This is a genomic window from Sulfitobacter sp. EE-36 (genome assembly GCF_000152605.1).
GTDB classification, from domain to species: Bacteria; Pseudomonadota; Alphaproteobacteria; order Rhodobacterales; family Rhodobacteraceae; genus Sulfitobacter; species Sulfitobacter pontiacus.
Map to the genome: position 1 here is coordinate 2960171 of NZ_CH959310.1, position 14473 is coordinate 2974643.

Annotated in this window: 14 protein-coding genes and 1 tRNA gene; 9 read left to right on the forward strand and 6 right to left on the reverse strand. The window is 58.4% G+C overall.

Translation table 11 applies throughout. The features are described from left to right. Positions 1–18: 18 nt before the first annotated feature. From hisA to EE36_RS16865, 3 genes are all read left to right on the forward strand, one after another. The gene (hisA, locus tag EE36_RS16855; RefSeq protein ID WP_005854303.1) at positions 19–735 is read left to right on the forward strand and encodes a 1-(5-phosphoribosyl)-5-[(5-phosphoribosylamino)methylideneamino]imidazole-4-carboxamide isomerase; all 717 of its coding nucleotides are present in this window, start codon (positions 19–21) and stop codon (positions 733–735) included. 90 nt (positions 736–825) lie between these two features. Continuing rightward, complete coding sequence (gene hisF, locus EE36_RS16860; RefSeq protein ID WP_005854304.1) at positions 826–1587, forward strand: imidazole glycerol phosphate synthase subunit HisF; 762 nt, start codon at positions 826–828, stop codon at positions 1585–1587. Further along, positions 1584–1889: a phosphoribosyl-ATP diphosphatase gene (locus tag EE36_RS16865; RefSeq protein ID WP_005854305.1), complete on the forward strand. Its 306-nt coding sequence runs from the start codon at positions 1584–1586 to the stop codon at positions 1887–1889. The genes hisF and EE36_RS16865 overlap by 4 nt, the downstream gene beginning before the upstream one ends. 50 nt (positions 1890–1939) lie before the next feature. Here the strand turns inward: EE36_RS16865 and EE36_RS16870 are convergent, their stop codons facing one another. From EE36_RS16870 to rlmB, 3 genes are all read right to left on the reverse strand, one after another. Continuing rightward, positions 1940–2407 carry a CoA-binding protein gene (locus tag EE36_RS16870; RefSeq protein WP_005854306.1) on the reverse strand — a complete coding sequence of 156 codons (468 nt, stop codon included), beginning with the start codon at positions 2405–2407 and terminating at the stop codon, positions 1940–1942. 231 nt (positions 2408–2638) lie between these two features. Beyond that, positions 2639–2956: a hypothetical protein gene (locus tag EE36_RS16875; RefSeq protein WP_039912131.1), complete on the reverse strand. Its 318-nt coding sequence runs from the start codon at positions 2954–2956 to the stop codon at positions 2639–2641. 10 nt (positions 2957–2966) lie between these two features. After that, complete coding sequence (rlmB, locus tag EE36_RS16880; protein WP_005854307.1) at positions 2967–3743, reverse strand: 23S rRNA (guanosine(2251)-2'-O)-methyltransferase RlmB; 777 nt, start codon at positions 3741–3743, stop codon at positions 2967–2969. Between the two features lie 127 nt (positions 3744–3870). Here rlmB and EE36_RS17515 point away from each other — a divergent pair. The 3 genes from EE36_RS17515 to EE36_RS16890 all read left to right on the forward strand — a co-directional run bounded on the left by EE36_RS17515 (position 3871) and on the right by EE36_RS16890 (position 6495). Next, positions 3871–3954, forward strand: a tRNA-Tyr gene (locus EE36_RS17515). A 121-nt stretch (positions 3955–4075) separates the two neighbouring features. Beyond that, a complete protein-coding gene (locus EE36_RS16885) occupies positions 4076–5080 on the forward strand; it encodes a hypothetical protein (RefSeq protein WP_005854309.1) in 1005 nt (334 codons plus the stop codon). A 122-nt stretch (positions 5081–5202) separates the two neighbouring features. After that, positions 5203–6495 (forward strand): O-acetylhomoserine aminocarboxypropyltransferase/cysteine synthase family protein, encoded by a 1293-nt coding sequence (locus EE36_RS16890; protein ID WP_005854311.1) that lies wholly within the window; start codon positions 5203–5205, stop codon positions 6493–6495. Positions 6496–6588: 93 nt separating this feature from the next. Here the strand turns inward: EE36_RS16890 and EE36_RS16895 are convergent, their stop codons facing one another. Next, entirely contained in the window at positions 6589–7287 is a 699-nt protein-coding gene (locus EE36_RS16895) for an SIMPL domain-containing protein (RefSeq protein ID WP_254655600.1), read from the reverse strand. A gap of 224 nt (positions 7288–7511) precedes the next feature. Between EE36_RS16895 and EE36_RS16900 the strand changes: the two genes are divergently transcribed. Next, entirely contained in the window at positions 7512–10172 is a 2661-nt protein-coding gene (locus EE36_RS16900; protein ID WP_005854314.1) for a hypothetical protein, read from the forward strand. A gap of 66 nt (positions 10173–10238) precedes the next feature. Here the strand turns inward: EE36_RS16900 and hppD are convergent, their stop codons facing one another. Then, entirely contained in the window at positions 10239–11333 is a 1095-nt protein-coding gene (hppD, locus tag EE36_RS16905; RefSeq protein ID WP_005854325.1) for a 4-hydroxyphenylpyruvate dioxygenase, read from the reverse strand. 133 nt (positions 11334–11466) lie between these two features. Between hppD and EE36_RS16910 the strand changes: the two genes are divergently transcribed. Together EE36_RS16910 and EE36_RS16915 are read left to right on the forward strand one after the other, a co-directional pair. After that, complete coding sequence (locus EE36_RS16910; protein WP_005854326.1) at positions 11467–11925, forward strand: Lrp/AsnC family transcriptional regulator; 459 nt, start codon at positions 11467–11469, stop codon at positions 11923–11925. A 45-nt stretch (positions 11926–11970) separates the two neighbouring features. Further along, entirely contained in the window at positions 11971–13908 is a 1938-nt protein-coding gene (locus EE36_RS16915) for a cation:proton antiporter (RefSeq protein ID WP_005854327.1), read from the forward strand. A gap of 80 nt (positions 13909–13988) precedes the next feature. Here EE36_RS16915 and EE36_RS16920 read toward each other — a convergent pair. After that, a partial coding sequence (locus tag EE36_RS16920) for a CarD family transcriptional regulator (RefSeq protein ID WP_005854329.1) occupies positions 13989–14473 on the reverse strand: 485 nt, incomplete at its 5' end.

Below are 14473 nucleotides of genomic sequence, written 5' to 3' on the forward strand. Positions count from 1 at the left end.
AATGCCAAGGGCAACACTATGATCCTCTACCCCGCTATTGACCTTAAAGACGGCCAAGCCGTTCGTCTTGTGCACGGCGACATGGAAAAATCCACTGTTTTCAACGATGACCCCGCGGCGCAGGCACGTGAGTTTGTGGATGCGGGCTGCACTTGGCTTCACTTGGTGGACTTGAACGGTGCCTTCGCAGGGACGCCGGTCAATGCCGCCCCGGTGGAAGCGATTTTGAAGTCTTGCAACGTCCCCGCCCAGTTGGGAGGCGGCATTCGCGATATGGCGACGATCGAAGCTTGGCTGGACAAGGGTCTGGCACGCGTCATTCTGGGCACTGTCGCGGTCGAAAATCCCGCTTTGGTGCGTGAAGCAGCGCGTGCTTTTCCAGGCAAGGTCGCGGTCGGCATTGACGCCAGAAATGGTCGCGTGGCAACCAAGGGATGGGCTGAGGAAACCGATGTAATGGTTACAGATCTCGCTAAATCTTTCGAAGATGAAGGTGTCGCGGCGCTGATCTACACCGATATCATGCGAGACGGGGCCATGGGCGGTCCAAACATTGACGCCACCGCCGCTTTGGCGCGTGCCGTCAATATTCCTGTCATCGCCTCCGGGGGCGTCAGCTCCCTTGCTGACCTTGAGGCGTTGAAAGAAACTGGCGTGATATCCGGTGCCATTTCCGGCCGGGCGCTTTATGATGGCGCGATCGACCTGAGCGAAGCTTTGAAGGCCCTCGCCTGAGTTTCCAAATGGTTTCAAATCCTCGGGTGGTTTGGAGGGCAGACAGCCCTCCAACGGTTTTTTCCGCTGCCCCGTCGCGAGAAAGAAGACATGCTTAAGACCCGTATTATTCCCTGCCTCGATGTCGCCGATGGTCGCGTTGTCAAAGGCGTTAATTTTGTTGGCTTGCGCGATGCCGGTGACCCGGTTGACGCAGCGATCGCATATGACGCTGCAGGGGCGGACGAGCTTTGTTTCCTTGATATCCACGCCACGCACGAAAACCGTGGTACCATGTTCGACCTGGTCACACGCACAGCCGAACACTGCTATATCCCGCTTACTGTTGGCGGCGGTGTACGCACCGTTGCAGATGTTCGCGCCCTGCTTTTGGCTGGCGCCGACAAGGTCAGCTTCAACTCTGCCGCGGTGGCAAATCCGGACATTATTGCGCAGGCAGCAGACCAATTCGGCAGCCAGTGCATCGTCTGTGCCATCGATGCGAAAACCGTCGCCCCCGGAAGGTGGGAGATTTTCACCCACGGTGGCCGCAAACCCACGGGCATAGATGCCGTCGAATTCGCAAAGACGGTCACAGAGAAAGGCGCAGGAGAGATTCTGCTTACCTCAATGGATCGAGACGGTACCAAGCAAGGGTTTAACATTCCGCTAACGCGCGCAATTTCCGACGCGGTTTCTGTGCCTGTCATCGCCTCTGGCGGCGTCGGAACGCTGGATCATCTTGTCGATGGCGTCGTTCAGGGCGGCGCTTCAGCGGTGCTCGCAGCCTCGATCTTTCACTTCGGCGAATTTACGGTCGCTCAGGCGAAACAACACATGGCTGATGCCGGTATCCCAATGAGGCTCTCATGACGCTCGACGATCTATTTGAAACAATCCAATCAAGAAAAAATGCTGATCCATCAAGCAGTTGGACGGCGCAGCTTTTGGCAAAAGGTCCCGAGAAATGCGCCGAAAAATTCGGTGAAGAAGCGGTCGAAGCGATCATCGAGGCCGTGAAGGACGATAAAGCTGGCCTGACGTCGGAAGCCGCAGATGTGCTGTACCACCTGCTTGTCATGCTCGCATCCCGCGACGTCGCGCTGTCAGATGTACTGGATGAACTGAGCCGCCGACAGGCGCAAAGTGGCCTCGCTGAAAAAGCCGCCCGCTAACACGGGGCACGTTTACCACAGTGTATTTTGTGGCGCGTAGAAAACTGGGGTCAAAGCTTGCTTGAGATTATTCCCGTTGCAAAGCCTCCCATGCGCAATTCGCCGAAAAGGCGTTGATATTCAATCTTCGGGCATCTGTTTTGAATAACGGTCACGCCCTTTGCTTCTGCTTTTGCGGCAGCTTCAGGATGCTGCACCCCGATTTGCATCCAGATCGTCGCCAGATCAGGAAACACCTCTAATGCCTCGTCAACGATTTCTGGCACAGTCTCTGACCGTCTAAAAATATCGACCATGTCAACGCCACCTTCGATGTCTGACAGCTGCGAAACCACCGTTACCCCCAATAGTGTCTTCCCCGCATGCACCGGATTTACCGGAACAATAACGTAGCCCTTGGTCTTCAAATATCGCGCGACATAATAGCTTGGCCGAACCGGCTTCAACGAAGCCCCCACGACCGCGATACGCTTCGTCTGCGTCAGAATATTTTTCAATTGGGTATCGGTGTAGGTCATGCTTCTTACTAAACCTCTAACGGTTCAAAAAAAAGCGCCCTCGACGATAATCGTGAGGGCGCAAAGGTATGGAACGAGGGACAGTTAGGTGATCGGCGAGAGTTCCAAACTCGCCGTCATACACGATAGGTAGGAACGATTTGCTCCATTCAAAGAGCATGTGACAAATCCGTGAAGAAACGATGAATGCGCCAGCCATTTTCCGCCGAATCTCGCTTCTGGCAGCGTAAACTAGTCAAATATATCGTCGATCACATCCGCGACTTCACGCCCGATCTTCGTCATCCAGGTTTTCTTTTTCTTCACTTTTCGATGCTTAGGCTTGCGAATAGCAGCTGCCGCTTGGGCATGTGGAAATTTCCGCAGCCCCGCCGCAGGCCTGCCGCTGGTATTGGGCTTTTCAGAATCGCGAGGGAGCGGAATTTGTTTCAGATCATGCAATGGTGCGCCGCATTGTGCGCAAGCCAGCTCGTGCCGCCCTGCCCCCAATGTCAGCGCTGCCTTGCTGCCGCAAAAACAGCATGTCGCGATTTTTGTCGGGTAATTCATGCAATTATGCTCAGCTGTGATCCCGCGACGCATATAGCGCGATTGCCGCTGCATTTGACACGTTTAGCGAACCGAACCCGCCCCCTGCGTCGATTCGGACCAGCGCATCGACGGTTTCTTTGGTTTTTTCACGCAAACCTGGCCCTTCGGCCCCCAGCACAAGCGCCACCGGACGGTCGCGCTTCCCCACCAGCGCAGATTCGACGGTCATATCGGCTTCGCCGTCCAGACCAAGAACAAGATACCCCATCGATTGAAGCTCCTTGATCGCGTCGGCTAGGTTCCGGACACGCAAATACGGCTGCCGCTCCAGCGCGCCACTCGCTGTTTTCGCAAGCGCCCCGGTCTCGGGCGCAGCGTGATGACGCATGCCCACAACCGCCGATGCACCTAAAACCTCTGCGGACCGCAGAATTGCACCAACGTTATGCGGGTCTGTCACCCGATCCAGCAGCAACACGCGCGGTGCTTCAGCCCCGATGCAGACATCCTTGAGCGCCCCCCAACTCAGCGGTTTGACCTCTAGTACGGCTCCTTGATGCACCGACCCGGGGTCCAGCGGCGGGCGGAATTTTCGCGGATCAACGACCTCTGGTTCAATGCCGGCTCTGGCAATCGCCTCTTCCAGCTTGATCTGAGCATTCGGCGTAACCATCAGCTTAATCTTTTCACGCGCGGGATTTTCCAACGCGTCGCGCACTGCATGAAGGCCAAACAACCAAACTGTTTGGTTCGCATCCGCCTTCTTTTCCTGCTCTTTTTGCACAACCCACTTAGGTTTTTTCATCGCCGAACCTTCTATCTTTCATCGCAAGGTAAAATTCCCTGCATTTCGCGCCGGTTTTCGCCTTGACGCCTATACTGCCCGCTTGTAATCACGCCTTCACATCCGGTGCAATGCACAGGGTGAAAGTGGGCGACAGGCCGCAAGGTGTGGCAGGGGACTGTAACTCCCTCGCGGAGACGCACGCCTGGTTCGATTCCAGGGTCGCCCACCACTTTCCCCTTTTCGACTATCCTTAAGTATAGCGGCACAGCCGTTTGATACATTGTGTTCCGATGTGAATTTGTGACACATCTTATGCATTTAGAACGCATACGAAATGATAGGGGTGACCCGTGTCCCATGCTTCCCGGCCGGATCAGGCTTTCAACATCGCGATCGTCGGGCAACACGGGCGGCTGGCTTATGAGGCTCTGTTGTTTGCCGCATCGCTGCGCCACCACAGCCCCCATTTTTCGGGCAAACTCTATGTGATGGAGCCGCAGCCCGGCCCGCTTTGGTCGGATGATCCACGAATCAAGAACCCCGATGTTATCAGCGCGCTCCACAACCTTGGCGCAGAGGTTATTCCGTTTGACACAAAGCACTTCGGCGAGAGCTATCCATATGGAAATAAAATCGAAATGCTCAATGGACTTCCAAAAGCTGAGCCCTTCGTTTTCTTCGATACGGACACGTTGATCACTGGCGACCTGATGTCGGTCCCCTTCGACTTTGACCGCCCGATGGCATCCATGCGGCGCACAAACACATGGCCTGTTCCCCAGCTGTACGGACCACAATACGCCGGTCTGTGGAAATCCCTTTACGACAAGTTTGACCTAGATTTTGACAGCAGCCTCGACCTGTCTCAGCCCGACGACTATTGGCAACGGTATCTGTATTTCAACGCAGGTTTCTTCTTCTATCGCTGCCCTCACGAATTTGGTGAAAAGTTTTTGCACTATGCCCTGGCGATCCGGGATGACGCGCCGGAAGAGCTGTGCGCGCAGTCTTTTGACCCTTGGCTTGACCAAGTCGCGTTGCCGCTGGTTATTCATGCGCTTGGTGGGGCGCGCGATACCTTGCCTGACGGGCTGATCGACGGGTCTGTTAGCTGCCACTATCGCCTGCTGCCATTGCTTTACGCACGCGAACCGGACCACGTCGTTGACACTTTAGAAACGATTGCAGCACCAAATAAACTGAAGAAAGTTTTAAAGGGTTCGGAGCCGATTAAGCGGATGGTCTATCAAGGCCGCGGTCGCAAGGCGCGGGCTCTCTTTGATCAGGACAACTTGCCGCGCAAAGAGCAGGCTATTCGGAATCGTTTGAAATCAAACGGCTACTGGATGCGGTAGCGTCGACCGCATTTTATCCGAGTCGGTAAACAACCTCCTAAGCGTGACAGAAGCGACCTACAGCTTGTGCGTTCACATCGGTTCACCTAACCATATTGAAGACAATTTTAGGGAGAACGACGATGACAGATAGCCCCAACTATGGTTTTGATACCCTGCAGATACACGCAGGGGCCAAACCTGATCCGGCGACCGGTGCGCGGCAGACGCCGATCTACCAAACCACGGCTTATGTGTTTCGCGATGCGGACCACGCGGCGGCTTTGTTCAACCTGCAAGAGGTGGGGTTCATCTATTCCCGCCTGACGAACCCGACCGTTGCTGTCTTGCAGGAACGCATCGCCACGCTTGAGGGGGGCGTTGGTGCCGTGTGTTGCTCTTCCGGGCACGCGGCGCAGATTATGGCATTGTTCCCGCTGATGGGGCCGGGCAAGAACATTATCGCCTCTACACGTCTATATGGGGGCACGGTGACGCAGTTCAGCCAAACGATCAAACGTTTCGGTTGGTCTTGCAAGTTTGTAGACTTTGACGACGTTGATGCCGTGAAAGCAGCGGTTGACGACGATACCCGTGCGATCTTTGGCGAAGCCATTGCCAATCCTGGCGGCTACATCATGGACGTACGAGCCATTGCCGACGTGGCGGATGCGGCAGGCGTTCCGCTGATCATCGACAACACAACGGCGACGCCCTACCTTTGTCGCCCGATCGAACTTGGCGCGACTCTGGTGGTACATTCGACGACGAAATACCTGACCGGCAACGGCACGGTAACAGGCGGCTGTATTGTGGATTCTGGCAAGTTCGATTGGTCCGCGAATGATAAATTCCCGTCGCTGAGCCAACCGGAACCTGCTTACCACGGTCTCAACTTTCACGAGACCTTTGGTGGCTTGGCCTTTACTTTCCACGGCATCGCCATCGGTTTGCGGGATCTTGGCATGACGATGAACCCGCAGGCCGCGCATTATACCCTGATGGGGACAGAGACACTTTCGCTACGCATGGAACGCCACGTAGAAAACGCCCAGAAAATCGCGACTTGGCTCGAGAATGATGACCGCGTTGACTATGTCACCTATGCGGGGCTCGAATCCTCGCCCTATTTCGAGCGTGCGAAAAGCGTTTGCCCCAAAGGGGCCGGCGGGTTGTTCACCTTTGCGGTGAAGGGCGGATACGACGCCTGCGTCAAATTGGTAAATGCGTTGGAGATTTTCAGCCATGTCGCAAATCTTGGCGACACCCGGTCGCTGATCATCCACTCTGCCTCCACCACGCACCGACAGCTTAGCCCCGAGCAGCAAGAAGCCGCGGGTGCCGGCGCGAATGTTGTGCGCGTCTCCATCGGAACAGAGGATGCCGCCGACCTGATCGCCGATCTAGATCAAGCGCTGGCCAAAGCGACGGCTTAGGTTACGACCAATAAAAGACCCCCGCCAAAGCAACCCTTCGGCGGGGGTATGTTTACCCATTCAAACCTTCAAATGCCGCGAGGCAGCAGAGGGTTAGTCAGCCTCGGCGATTTCGAACTGCAGCGTGACTTGCGCGCTGATGTCAATCTCTCCGGTCTCGATGGGCATATCCATAGTTTTCATCTGGGCACCCCGCATTTCCATCGGGCGGAAACCCTGGCTCGATTCGGACATGCTGGTGAGTTTACCAAGCTTAACGCCAGCGGCATCTGCAAGCTGCTGCGCACGCGCCATCGCATCCTCAACGGCCCTCTCTCGTGCCTTGGCCAGCGCCGCTGCATTATCCTGCAATCCGAATTGCAAGCCGTTGAAATCATTCGCGCCCTCGGCCACAACCGCGTCCAGCAATTGCCCAAGTTTGCTTAGATCGCGAACCGTCACGCTGACGGTGTTACCCGCCTCGTAGCCCGATACTTCCACCGGGGACGCATCTTCGCGGGGGCGATTGTCATAGACGGGCCGCAGGTAAAGCCCGCTGGTCTGACGGTCGAGGCCCGCGATCTTCAATGTGTCCAATTGGTCTAGAATGCCGCGCACTTTTTCCGAAGTCTGCGCCATTGCGTCCGAGGCAGAGGCCGCCCGCTCGCTCACGCCCAAGCGGATCGTCGCGGTATCAGGGGCAAGCGATACAATGCCCTCGCCATTCACGGTGATCCCCTGCGGTGCTTGTTGCGCCAACGCCCCTGACGCAAAACCGGCACAGACGATCGCGGCAATTTTCAACATTCGCATATTCATGACCTTTTTTTACTGTGATATTCCTTGGCAACATATGTGACCTCCCGCCTAAGTTGCCGCAAGCCTCCTCTGCGCTCCGCTCTTTTCATGAGCAAACTACTGCTCTATTCTTTTGCTGTGAACGGGCGCTCTGTTTTGCAGGCGATCCGCATGGTATTGGCAATCTGCTGCCATCCGAATGTCCCACCGTCCCAATGCCTCTAGTCAAAAGCGTTCCAATGAAGCCCAATTTTGCACTGTCTCTCTCCTTCGAAGGTATTCGCCTGCTGCATCGCGCCCCTGATGGATGGCGGCAGGTGGGCGAAGTGTCCGTCGACGCGGAGGATATGGCCGCCCAACTGGCCGCCTTGCGCAGCACCGCCACCGCGCTAGAGCCGAGCGGCCTGCGCAGTAAGCTACTGATTCCGAACGATCAAATCAAATACATGACGATCGACACCGCAGGGGTTAGCGATCAGGCGCGGCGCGAACAGGCCGAGGTGGCGCTTGATGGCGCGACGCCCTATGCCGTCGAAGATCTTGTCTTTGACATCAGCAATGACGGCCCCCGCACGCATATCGCCGCCGTCGCCCGCGAAACACTGGCCGAGGCCGAAGCCTTCGCGACCGAGCATCGTTTTCACCCCGTCAGCTTTGCCGCGCAGTCCGACGATCATGATTTTACCGGCGAGGCGTTTTTCGGCCCAACAGACTCCGCCCCCAAGTGGTTGGAGCCGGGCGATTCTGTGGAGCGTGACAAAGGGCCTTTCGTTATCCTGGGCGATGTGGAGCTGCCGCCGGAGGATACTTCGCCGCCGAAAGGTGATACGGCTGCTGAGACGGAAAGCCCCGGTAAAGCCGATGATGTGACGGCGGATGCGTCGCAGGAGGGTGACAGCACGTCGGATGCTCCGGCGGCTGATGCCGCAAAGCCGGAAGCAAAGACGGCTGATGCTCCTCAGCCTGCAAGCCAGAAACCAGCAGACGCCCCCGCGCCCAAAGCGGCAAAGCTTGACCCGCCTCGCGTTGCACCCGCGTCCCCCTCGGTGACGCCCCCGCCAAGCAAGGCGTCGGCCCCCGCCCACGCCAAAACGCCCGAAGCGTCAGCTGGCAAGGCACCGGCACCCGCGGCACTGAAACCAGCTGCGCCATCTGTTGAAAAAAATGCGGCAGCGACACCCAAGCCCGCGCCCGCCGTCTCCAAAGCCCCGCCCGCGGCACCTGCCGCTACCAAAGCCCCCGCGGATTTTTCCAGCCGACGCAGCGCGCCCATCGTCACGGGTGCCGCCGCGCGCGGTAGCGTGCAGCCTTTGTCGCACACGGGCGGGCCGGTCCCCGATAGCAGTTCGTTAACCGGTGCCAAACACACACAGCCTGCCAAGTCGTCGCCTTTCAGCTTTCTGAAACGCCGCAAGCCCCGCGCGACACCACCTCCGCCCAAACCAATTGCCGCAAAAGCGGCCCCCATTCCCGGCAAGGCCCTTGCCACCGGGGCCAGCGAAGTCGACCAGATGACCGTTTTCGGGGCCCGCAAAGAGCAGTCCATCGGAGGAAAGCCGCGCTTTTTGGGGCTGGTCCTGACCGCAGCTTTGCTGGTGTTCCTCGCGGGCGTCGCAGCTTGGGCGTCTGTCTTCCTTGATGATGGGTTAGCGCTTTCGCGGCTCTTTGGCGGTCGTGACACCACGCAGACCGCTTCTGCCCCACCAGAGCCGGTGGTCAAACAGCAGGCGGAAAGCCGTGAGGACCCCATCGTACCGCAGGCCCGGCCCGAGACTACGGCTGACACCACTGTCGCCGCGCTTGATCCCACGCTCAGCGATGAGGACGGCGCGGTTTTGGACGCGATGCGCGTGCCACAGCAGCTGCAACCACGCGAGCTGACCGCCCAGGAAATCGAAGCGAAATACGCGACAACCGGCATTTGGGCCATCGCGCCAAAGACACCAAAAGCGCCGTCGATGGTGACGCTGGATGATCTGTTCATGACCAGCATCGATCCCGTCAGCACCTCGAATGACGCTGTTGCACTGCCGACGCTCGCGTCCTTTGGCGGGGATACGGTCGATATCAGCTCGGCCCCTCCGGCGGCGGCGGGCACGTCGTTCACACTGGATGATCGTGGTCTGGTTGTTCCAAGTCCGAATGGCACGTTGAACGCGGATGGGGTTTTGGTTTTCGCCGGGCAACCGGCCCGTGTGCCCCCGGCGACCCTCGCCCGCCCCGGTGCGGTCGAAGAGGAAGAGGTCGAGGATACGGTTGTTGCCGCCCTGCTCGGCTTTCGCCCCAAGCTGCGCCCCGAGGATCTGCCCGAACAGAACGAGCGCGCTAATCTGGGTGGGGTTACCCGCAACGAGCTTGCCGCGTTCCGCCCGACCCTGCGCAGCGCCGACGTCATCAAGGCCGCCGCTGCAGCCAAACAGGCCGAGGTTGACGCCGCAGCAGAGGCAGCAGCTGCCGCGATCAAAGCCGCCTTGCCGCAAGAGCCCGTGAACAACGCGACGCAATACGCGACAGAAGTGTCCAAGCGACCAGACACGCGCCCCGGTAACTTTTCGCGCATCGTACGTCGGGCCGAACGGGCGCAGCCTGCGCCTGTGACGGTCGCCAGTGCGCCGGCTGCGGTCACGCCACAGGTGGTACAGCCTTCGGTGCCGTCGAAAGCCTCCGTCTCGAAGCAGGCAACTGTGAAAAATGCGATCAAACTGCGTCAAATTAATCTGATCGGGGTCTACGGCAAACCCTCAAGCCGCCGCGCCTTGATCCGGCTGAGCAACGGGCGGTACCAGAAGGTTGCCGTCGGGGATCGTCTGGATGGCGGCCGCGTCTCCGCGATTGGCGAGGCCGAATTGCGGTATAACCGCCGCGGGCGCGATGTCGTGCTTAAGATGCCGCGCGGCTAAGCCCCGCAAGATCTGACTGCTCGCTACATGAAAAAGCCGCATCCGAAGATGCGGCTTTCTGTCGTTTCAGGCTTCGCTCAACTCGCCACTGTCGATTTGTTCTTGCTCGATGCTCTCGAACAGCGCCTTGAAGTTCCCTTCGCCAAAACCGTCGTCCCCTTTACGCTCGATAAACTCGAAGAAGATCGGCCCGATGACAGTTTTCGAGAATATCTGCAACAAAATGCGGGTTTCGCCGCCATCGACGACCCCTTCCCCGTCAATCAGGATGCCGTGTTTTTTCATCCGATCAAGCGGCTCTTGGTGGCCGGTGACGCGATCCTTGCTCATCTTATAGTAGGTCTCGGGCGGGCCGGGCATGAATTTTAACCCGTTGTCCGCAATGGCATCCGTCGCATCATAGATGTTCCGCGCGCCCACGGCGATGTGCTGGATCCCCTCGCCGTTGTATTTCTTGAGATAGGCCACGATCTGCCCCTTCTCGTCGCGATCCTCGTTGATCGGGATACGGATGCGGCCGCAGGGAGATGTCAGCGCACGCGAGGTAAGGCCGGTAAACTTGCCTTCAATATCGAAAAACCGGATCTCGCGAAAATTGAACAGATCGCCGTAGAACTTGAACCAGACGTCCATGTTCCCCTTAAACACATTATGCGTCAGGTGATCGAGATAGTAGAAACCGACGCCAGCGGGTTTGGATTGCGCGATCCAGTCGTATTCCTCGTTATAGGGCGACGTGTCGTAATACTGATCCACAAAGTAGATTAACGACCCGCCGATCCCCTTGATCGCGGGCACATCCAGCACCTTGCCTGCGCCTTTATATTCCTCCGCCCCTTTGGCAACAGCGTGATCCAGCGCCTTTTGCGCATCCACAACCCGCCAGCCCATCGACGGCGCACAGGGGCCATGCTCGGCCACAAAGCCTGCGGCAAAGCTGTCAGGGTCGGCGTTCAGCACATATGTGATGTCCCCCTGCTGCCAGAGTTCGATTTTCTGCGTTTTGTGGTTCGCCACATGGGCATAGCCCATACGGGTAAATAGATCGCGAAGCTCCTGCGGGTCGGCGCTGGCGAATTCGACGAATTCGAACCCGTCGGTGCCGGCCGGGTTTTCATCGGTTATTTTGGATTTTTCGGCGTCATGCGGAAACGGACCCATGAGATGCTCCTTTAATAGCGTTCGTGCGCAGTCTATCGCCGGAACCACGCTATCTTTGCGCAAACATACAAGTGTGACTGGCTATTCGCGCGGGGTTGACGCATGGTTTTATCATTCTATGTGAGAATACCGCATGACATTAGATGATATCGATAAACGCCTGCTGGCGGCGCTGCAAAAGAACGCGCATCTCACGGCTCAAGAGTTGGGAGAGAAGCTGCACCTATCCCCGTCCCAAGCAGGTCGGCGGCGGCAACGGCTTGAAACCGAAGGGTATATCCAAGGCTACACGGCCCGGCTCAACCCCGAACGGCTGGGGCTGACGGTACAGGGGTTTGTGCAGGTCCATCTGGGTACCCACGGCCCCGAACATTCCGCCAGCTTTGCGCGGCTTTTGGCCACCCGCCCCGAAATCGTTAGCGCCTGGACGATGACGGGGGATGCGGATTATTTGCTGCGCGTCTATTGTGCAGACCTGCCCAGCCTGAACCGCCTCATCCATGATGTGCTGCTCCCCCATGGTGCTGTCGCAAAAGTGCATAGCCAGATCGTTATGGATCAGCTTAAACGAGACGGGCCCTTGCCCACCTGATTGACCCGCTCGGGGCCTGCCCGACACAAAGAAAGTATGCCCCTTATGGAAGGTTTCCTGTTTCAAGCCTCGATCTATCTCGCTGCGGCGGTGATTGCGGTTCCCATCGCATCGCGTCTGGGGCTGGGGTCGGTGCTGGGATATCTCGCGGCGGGGATCCTGATCGGGCCGGCCTTCGGGCTGGTCGGATCGGAAACCAAGGATTTGCAGCACTTCGCCGAATTTGGTGTGGTGATGATGCTGTTCCTCATCGGGCTAGAGCTTGAACCCCGCGCCCTGTGGAACATGCGCCACCGGCTGCTGGGGCTTGGCGGGATGCAGGTCGTGCTTAGCGCTGCGGCGCTGATGGGCATTGCGATGGCCTATGACCAGCCGATGGGTGTGGCGATTGCGATCGGTCTCACGCTGTCGCTGTCGTCAACCGCGATCGTGCTGCAAACCCTGTCTGAAAAGGGCTTGATGCAAACAGCGGGCGGACGGTCCGTCTTTTCGGTGCTGCTGACGCAGGATATCGCGGTGATCCCGATCCTCGCGTTTCTGCCGCTGCTTGTGGCGCAGCTGCCCGCGCAAATGCGACCGGACGGGTCGATCTCGGTGAACCCCGAGGATGCCGCCCACGGGGCAGAGGCAGCCTCGGGGCACGGTCCTGCGGCGGCGGGTCATGGTGCGGAAACCGCGCAGGCGGCAATTTCACTGGTGCAGGGGCTGCCGGGTTGGGCCATAACGCTGGTCACCTTGGGTGCCATTGCCGGGATCATCATCACCGGCGTGTTCTTCACCCGCCCCGTTTTCCGGTTTATCCACGCCGCCAAGCTGCGCGAGATGTATACCGCTTTGGCCCTGCTGATCGTCGTCGGGATTTCCTTTCTGATGATGCTGGTGGGCCTGTCGCCCGCACTTGGGGCCTTCCTTGCGGGGGTGGTGCTGGCCAGCAGCGAATTTCGGCACGAACTGGAAACCGACCTCGAGCCGTTCAAAGGGCTGCTACTGGGGCTGTTCTTCATCACCGTGGGGGCGGGTATCAACTTTGACCTGCTGTTCGCCGATACGATCATCATTGTTGGGATGGCGCTGCTGGTTATTCTGGTGAAGGGCCTGATCCTTTACGGGCTTGGCACCCTGTTCAAGCTGCAAGGGCGCGACCGCTGGCTCTTTGCACTTGGTCTGGCACAGGCGGGTGAATTCGGCTTTGTGCTGGTCAGCTTCTCGGTCGCCACGGGGGTCATGCCCAATGACGTGGCCGAGACATTGTTGCTGGTCGTCGCCCTATCGATGCTGATCACGCCGCTGCTGTTCATCACCTATGACCAGATCAGCAAACGGATGGACACGAAATCCGGCCCCATCGTTGCGGACGAGATTGACGAGCAGGGCACCGTGATCATCGCGGGTGTCGGGCGGTTCGGGCAGATTGTGAACCGTCTGGTGCAAGCCAGTGGCTTTCGCACCGTCGTTCTGGACCACAACCCCGAAACCATCGCCGTCATGCGCCGCTTTGGCTTCAAGGCGTTCCTGGGTGATCCGACCCGCGCTGACATTCTGCGTAAGGCCGGTCTGCGCGATGCCAAGGTTCTGGTTGTCGCGCTGGATGATCCCAAGTCGGCCTTGCAGCTTATCGCCTATGCGCGCAAGGAACGGCCCGACCTGCATATCGTAACCCGCGCCCATGACCGGACGGATGTGTATCAACAATACCAAGCCGGCGCGAATGACATCGTGCGCGAGATGTTCGACAGCTCGCTTCGGGCGGGGCGCTATGTGTTGGAAAACCTCGGGCTCTCCGACTACGAGGCGGCAGAGGCGCAGCGGATGTTCTATTCGCACGACCGTGCGTCTGTGCGCGAGCTGGCGGCCCTATGGCGGCCTGACATCCCACCAAGCGAGAACAAAGCCTATGTGGCGCGCGCGAAAGAGCTGCAAAAGGATCTGGAAACCGCTTTCCTGAACCGAATTGACCAAGAGGATAAGACCCAAGGGTCGTAGCCCCCCTCGCCCTTTCAGACACCAAAAAGCCGCGCCCGATATGATATCAGGCGCGGCTTTTCAAAATTTAACGGTTGCGATCAGGCAGCGGCGACGCGGCTTTCCAACACATCACCGACCTGCTTGGAGGCCGCCAGTTCGTCCCCACCGGCGACGGCGGCAACTTCACGGGTCAGACGCTCAAGCGCAGCTTCATACAGCTGACGCTCGGAATAGCTTTGCTCGCGCTGGTCGTCGGTGCGGTGCAGGTCGCGTACGACTTCGGCGATGGCGATCAGATCACCGGAGTTGATCTTTTGCTCATATTCCTGCGCACGGCGCGACCACATGGCGCGTTTGACCTTGGCCTTACCCTTCAGGGTTTTCATCGCATGGCTGATCACGTCAGGGCTGCTGAGCGCGCGCATGCCAATCTCTGTCGCCTTATGGGTGGGCACCCGCAGCGTCATCTTGTCTTTCTCGAACGCGATCACGAACAGCTCCAGCGAGATGCCCGCGACTTCCTGCTCTTCGACCGAGATGATCTGACCAACGCCATGCGCCGGATAAACAACGAATTCATTCG

What these genes read in the sequence shown, in the direction of transcription:
- EE36_RS16915 (WP_005854327.1), top strand. Translation starts at nt 11,971, where the DNA reads ATGGAAGGTTTCCTGTTTCAAGCCTCGATCTATCTCGCTGCGGCGGTG.
- EE36_RS16910 (WP_005854326.1), top strand. Translation starts at nt 11,467, where the DNA reads ATGACATTAGATGATATCGATAAACGCCTGCTGGCGGCGCTGCAAAAG.
- hisF (WP_005854304.1), top strand. Translation starts at nt 826, where the DNA reads ATGCTTAAGACCCGTATTATTCCCTGCCTCGATGTCGCCGATGGTCGC.
- EE36_RS16900 (WP_005854314.1), top strand. Translation starts at nt 7,512, where the DNA reads ATGAAGCCCAATTTTGCACTGTCTCTCTCCTTCGAAGGTATTCGCCTG.
- hisA (WP_005854303.1), top strand. Translation starts at nt 19, where the DNA reads ATGATCCTCTACCCCGCTATTGACCTTAAAGACGGCCAAGCCGTTCGT.
- hppD (WP_005854325.1), bottom strand. Translation starts at nt 11,333, where the DNA reads ATGGGTCCGTTTCCGCATGACGCCGAAAAATCCAAAATAACCGATGAA.
- EE36_RS16875 (WP_039912131.1), bottom strand. Translation starts at nt 2,956, where the DNA reads ATGAATTACCCGACAAAAATCGCGACATGCTGTTTTTGCGGCAGCAAG.
- EE36_RS16865 (WP_005854305.1), top strand. Translation starts at nt 1,584, where the DNA reads ATGACGCTCGACGATCTATTTGAAACAATCCAATCAAGAAAAAATGCT.
- EE36_RS16870 (WP_005854306.1), bottom strand. Translation starts at nt 2,407, where the DNA reads ATGACCTACACCGATACCCAATTGAAAAATATTCTGACGCAGACGAAG.
- rlmB (WP_005854307.1), bottom strand. Translation starts at nt 3,743, where the DNA reads ATGAAAAAACCTAAGTGGGTTGTGCAAAAAGAGCAGGAAAAGAAGGCG.
- EE36_RS16890 (WP_005854311.1), top strand. Translation starts at nt 5,203, where the DNA reads ATGACAGATAGCCCCAACTATGGTTTTGATACCCTGCAGATACACGCA.
- EE36_RS16895 (WP_254655600.1), bottom strand. Translation starts at nt 7,287, where the DNA reads ATGCGAATGTTGAAAATTGCCGCGATCGTCTGTGCCGGTTTTGCGTCA.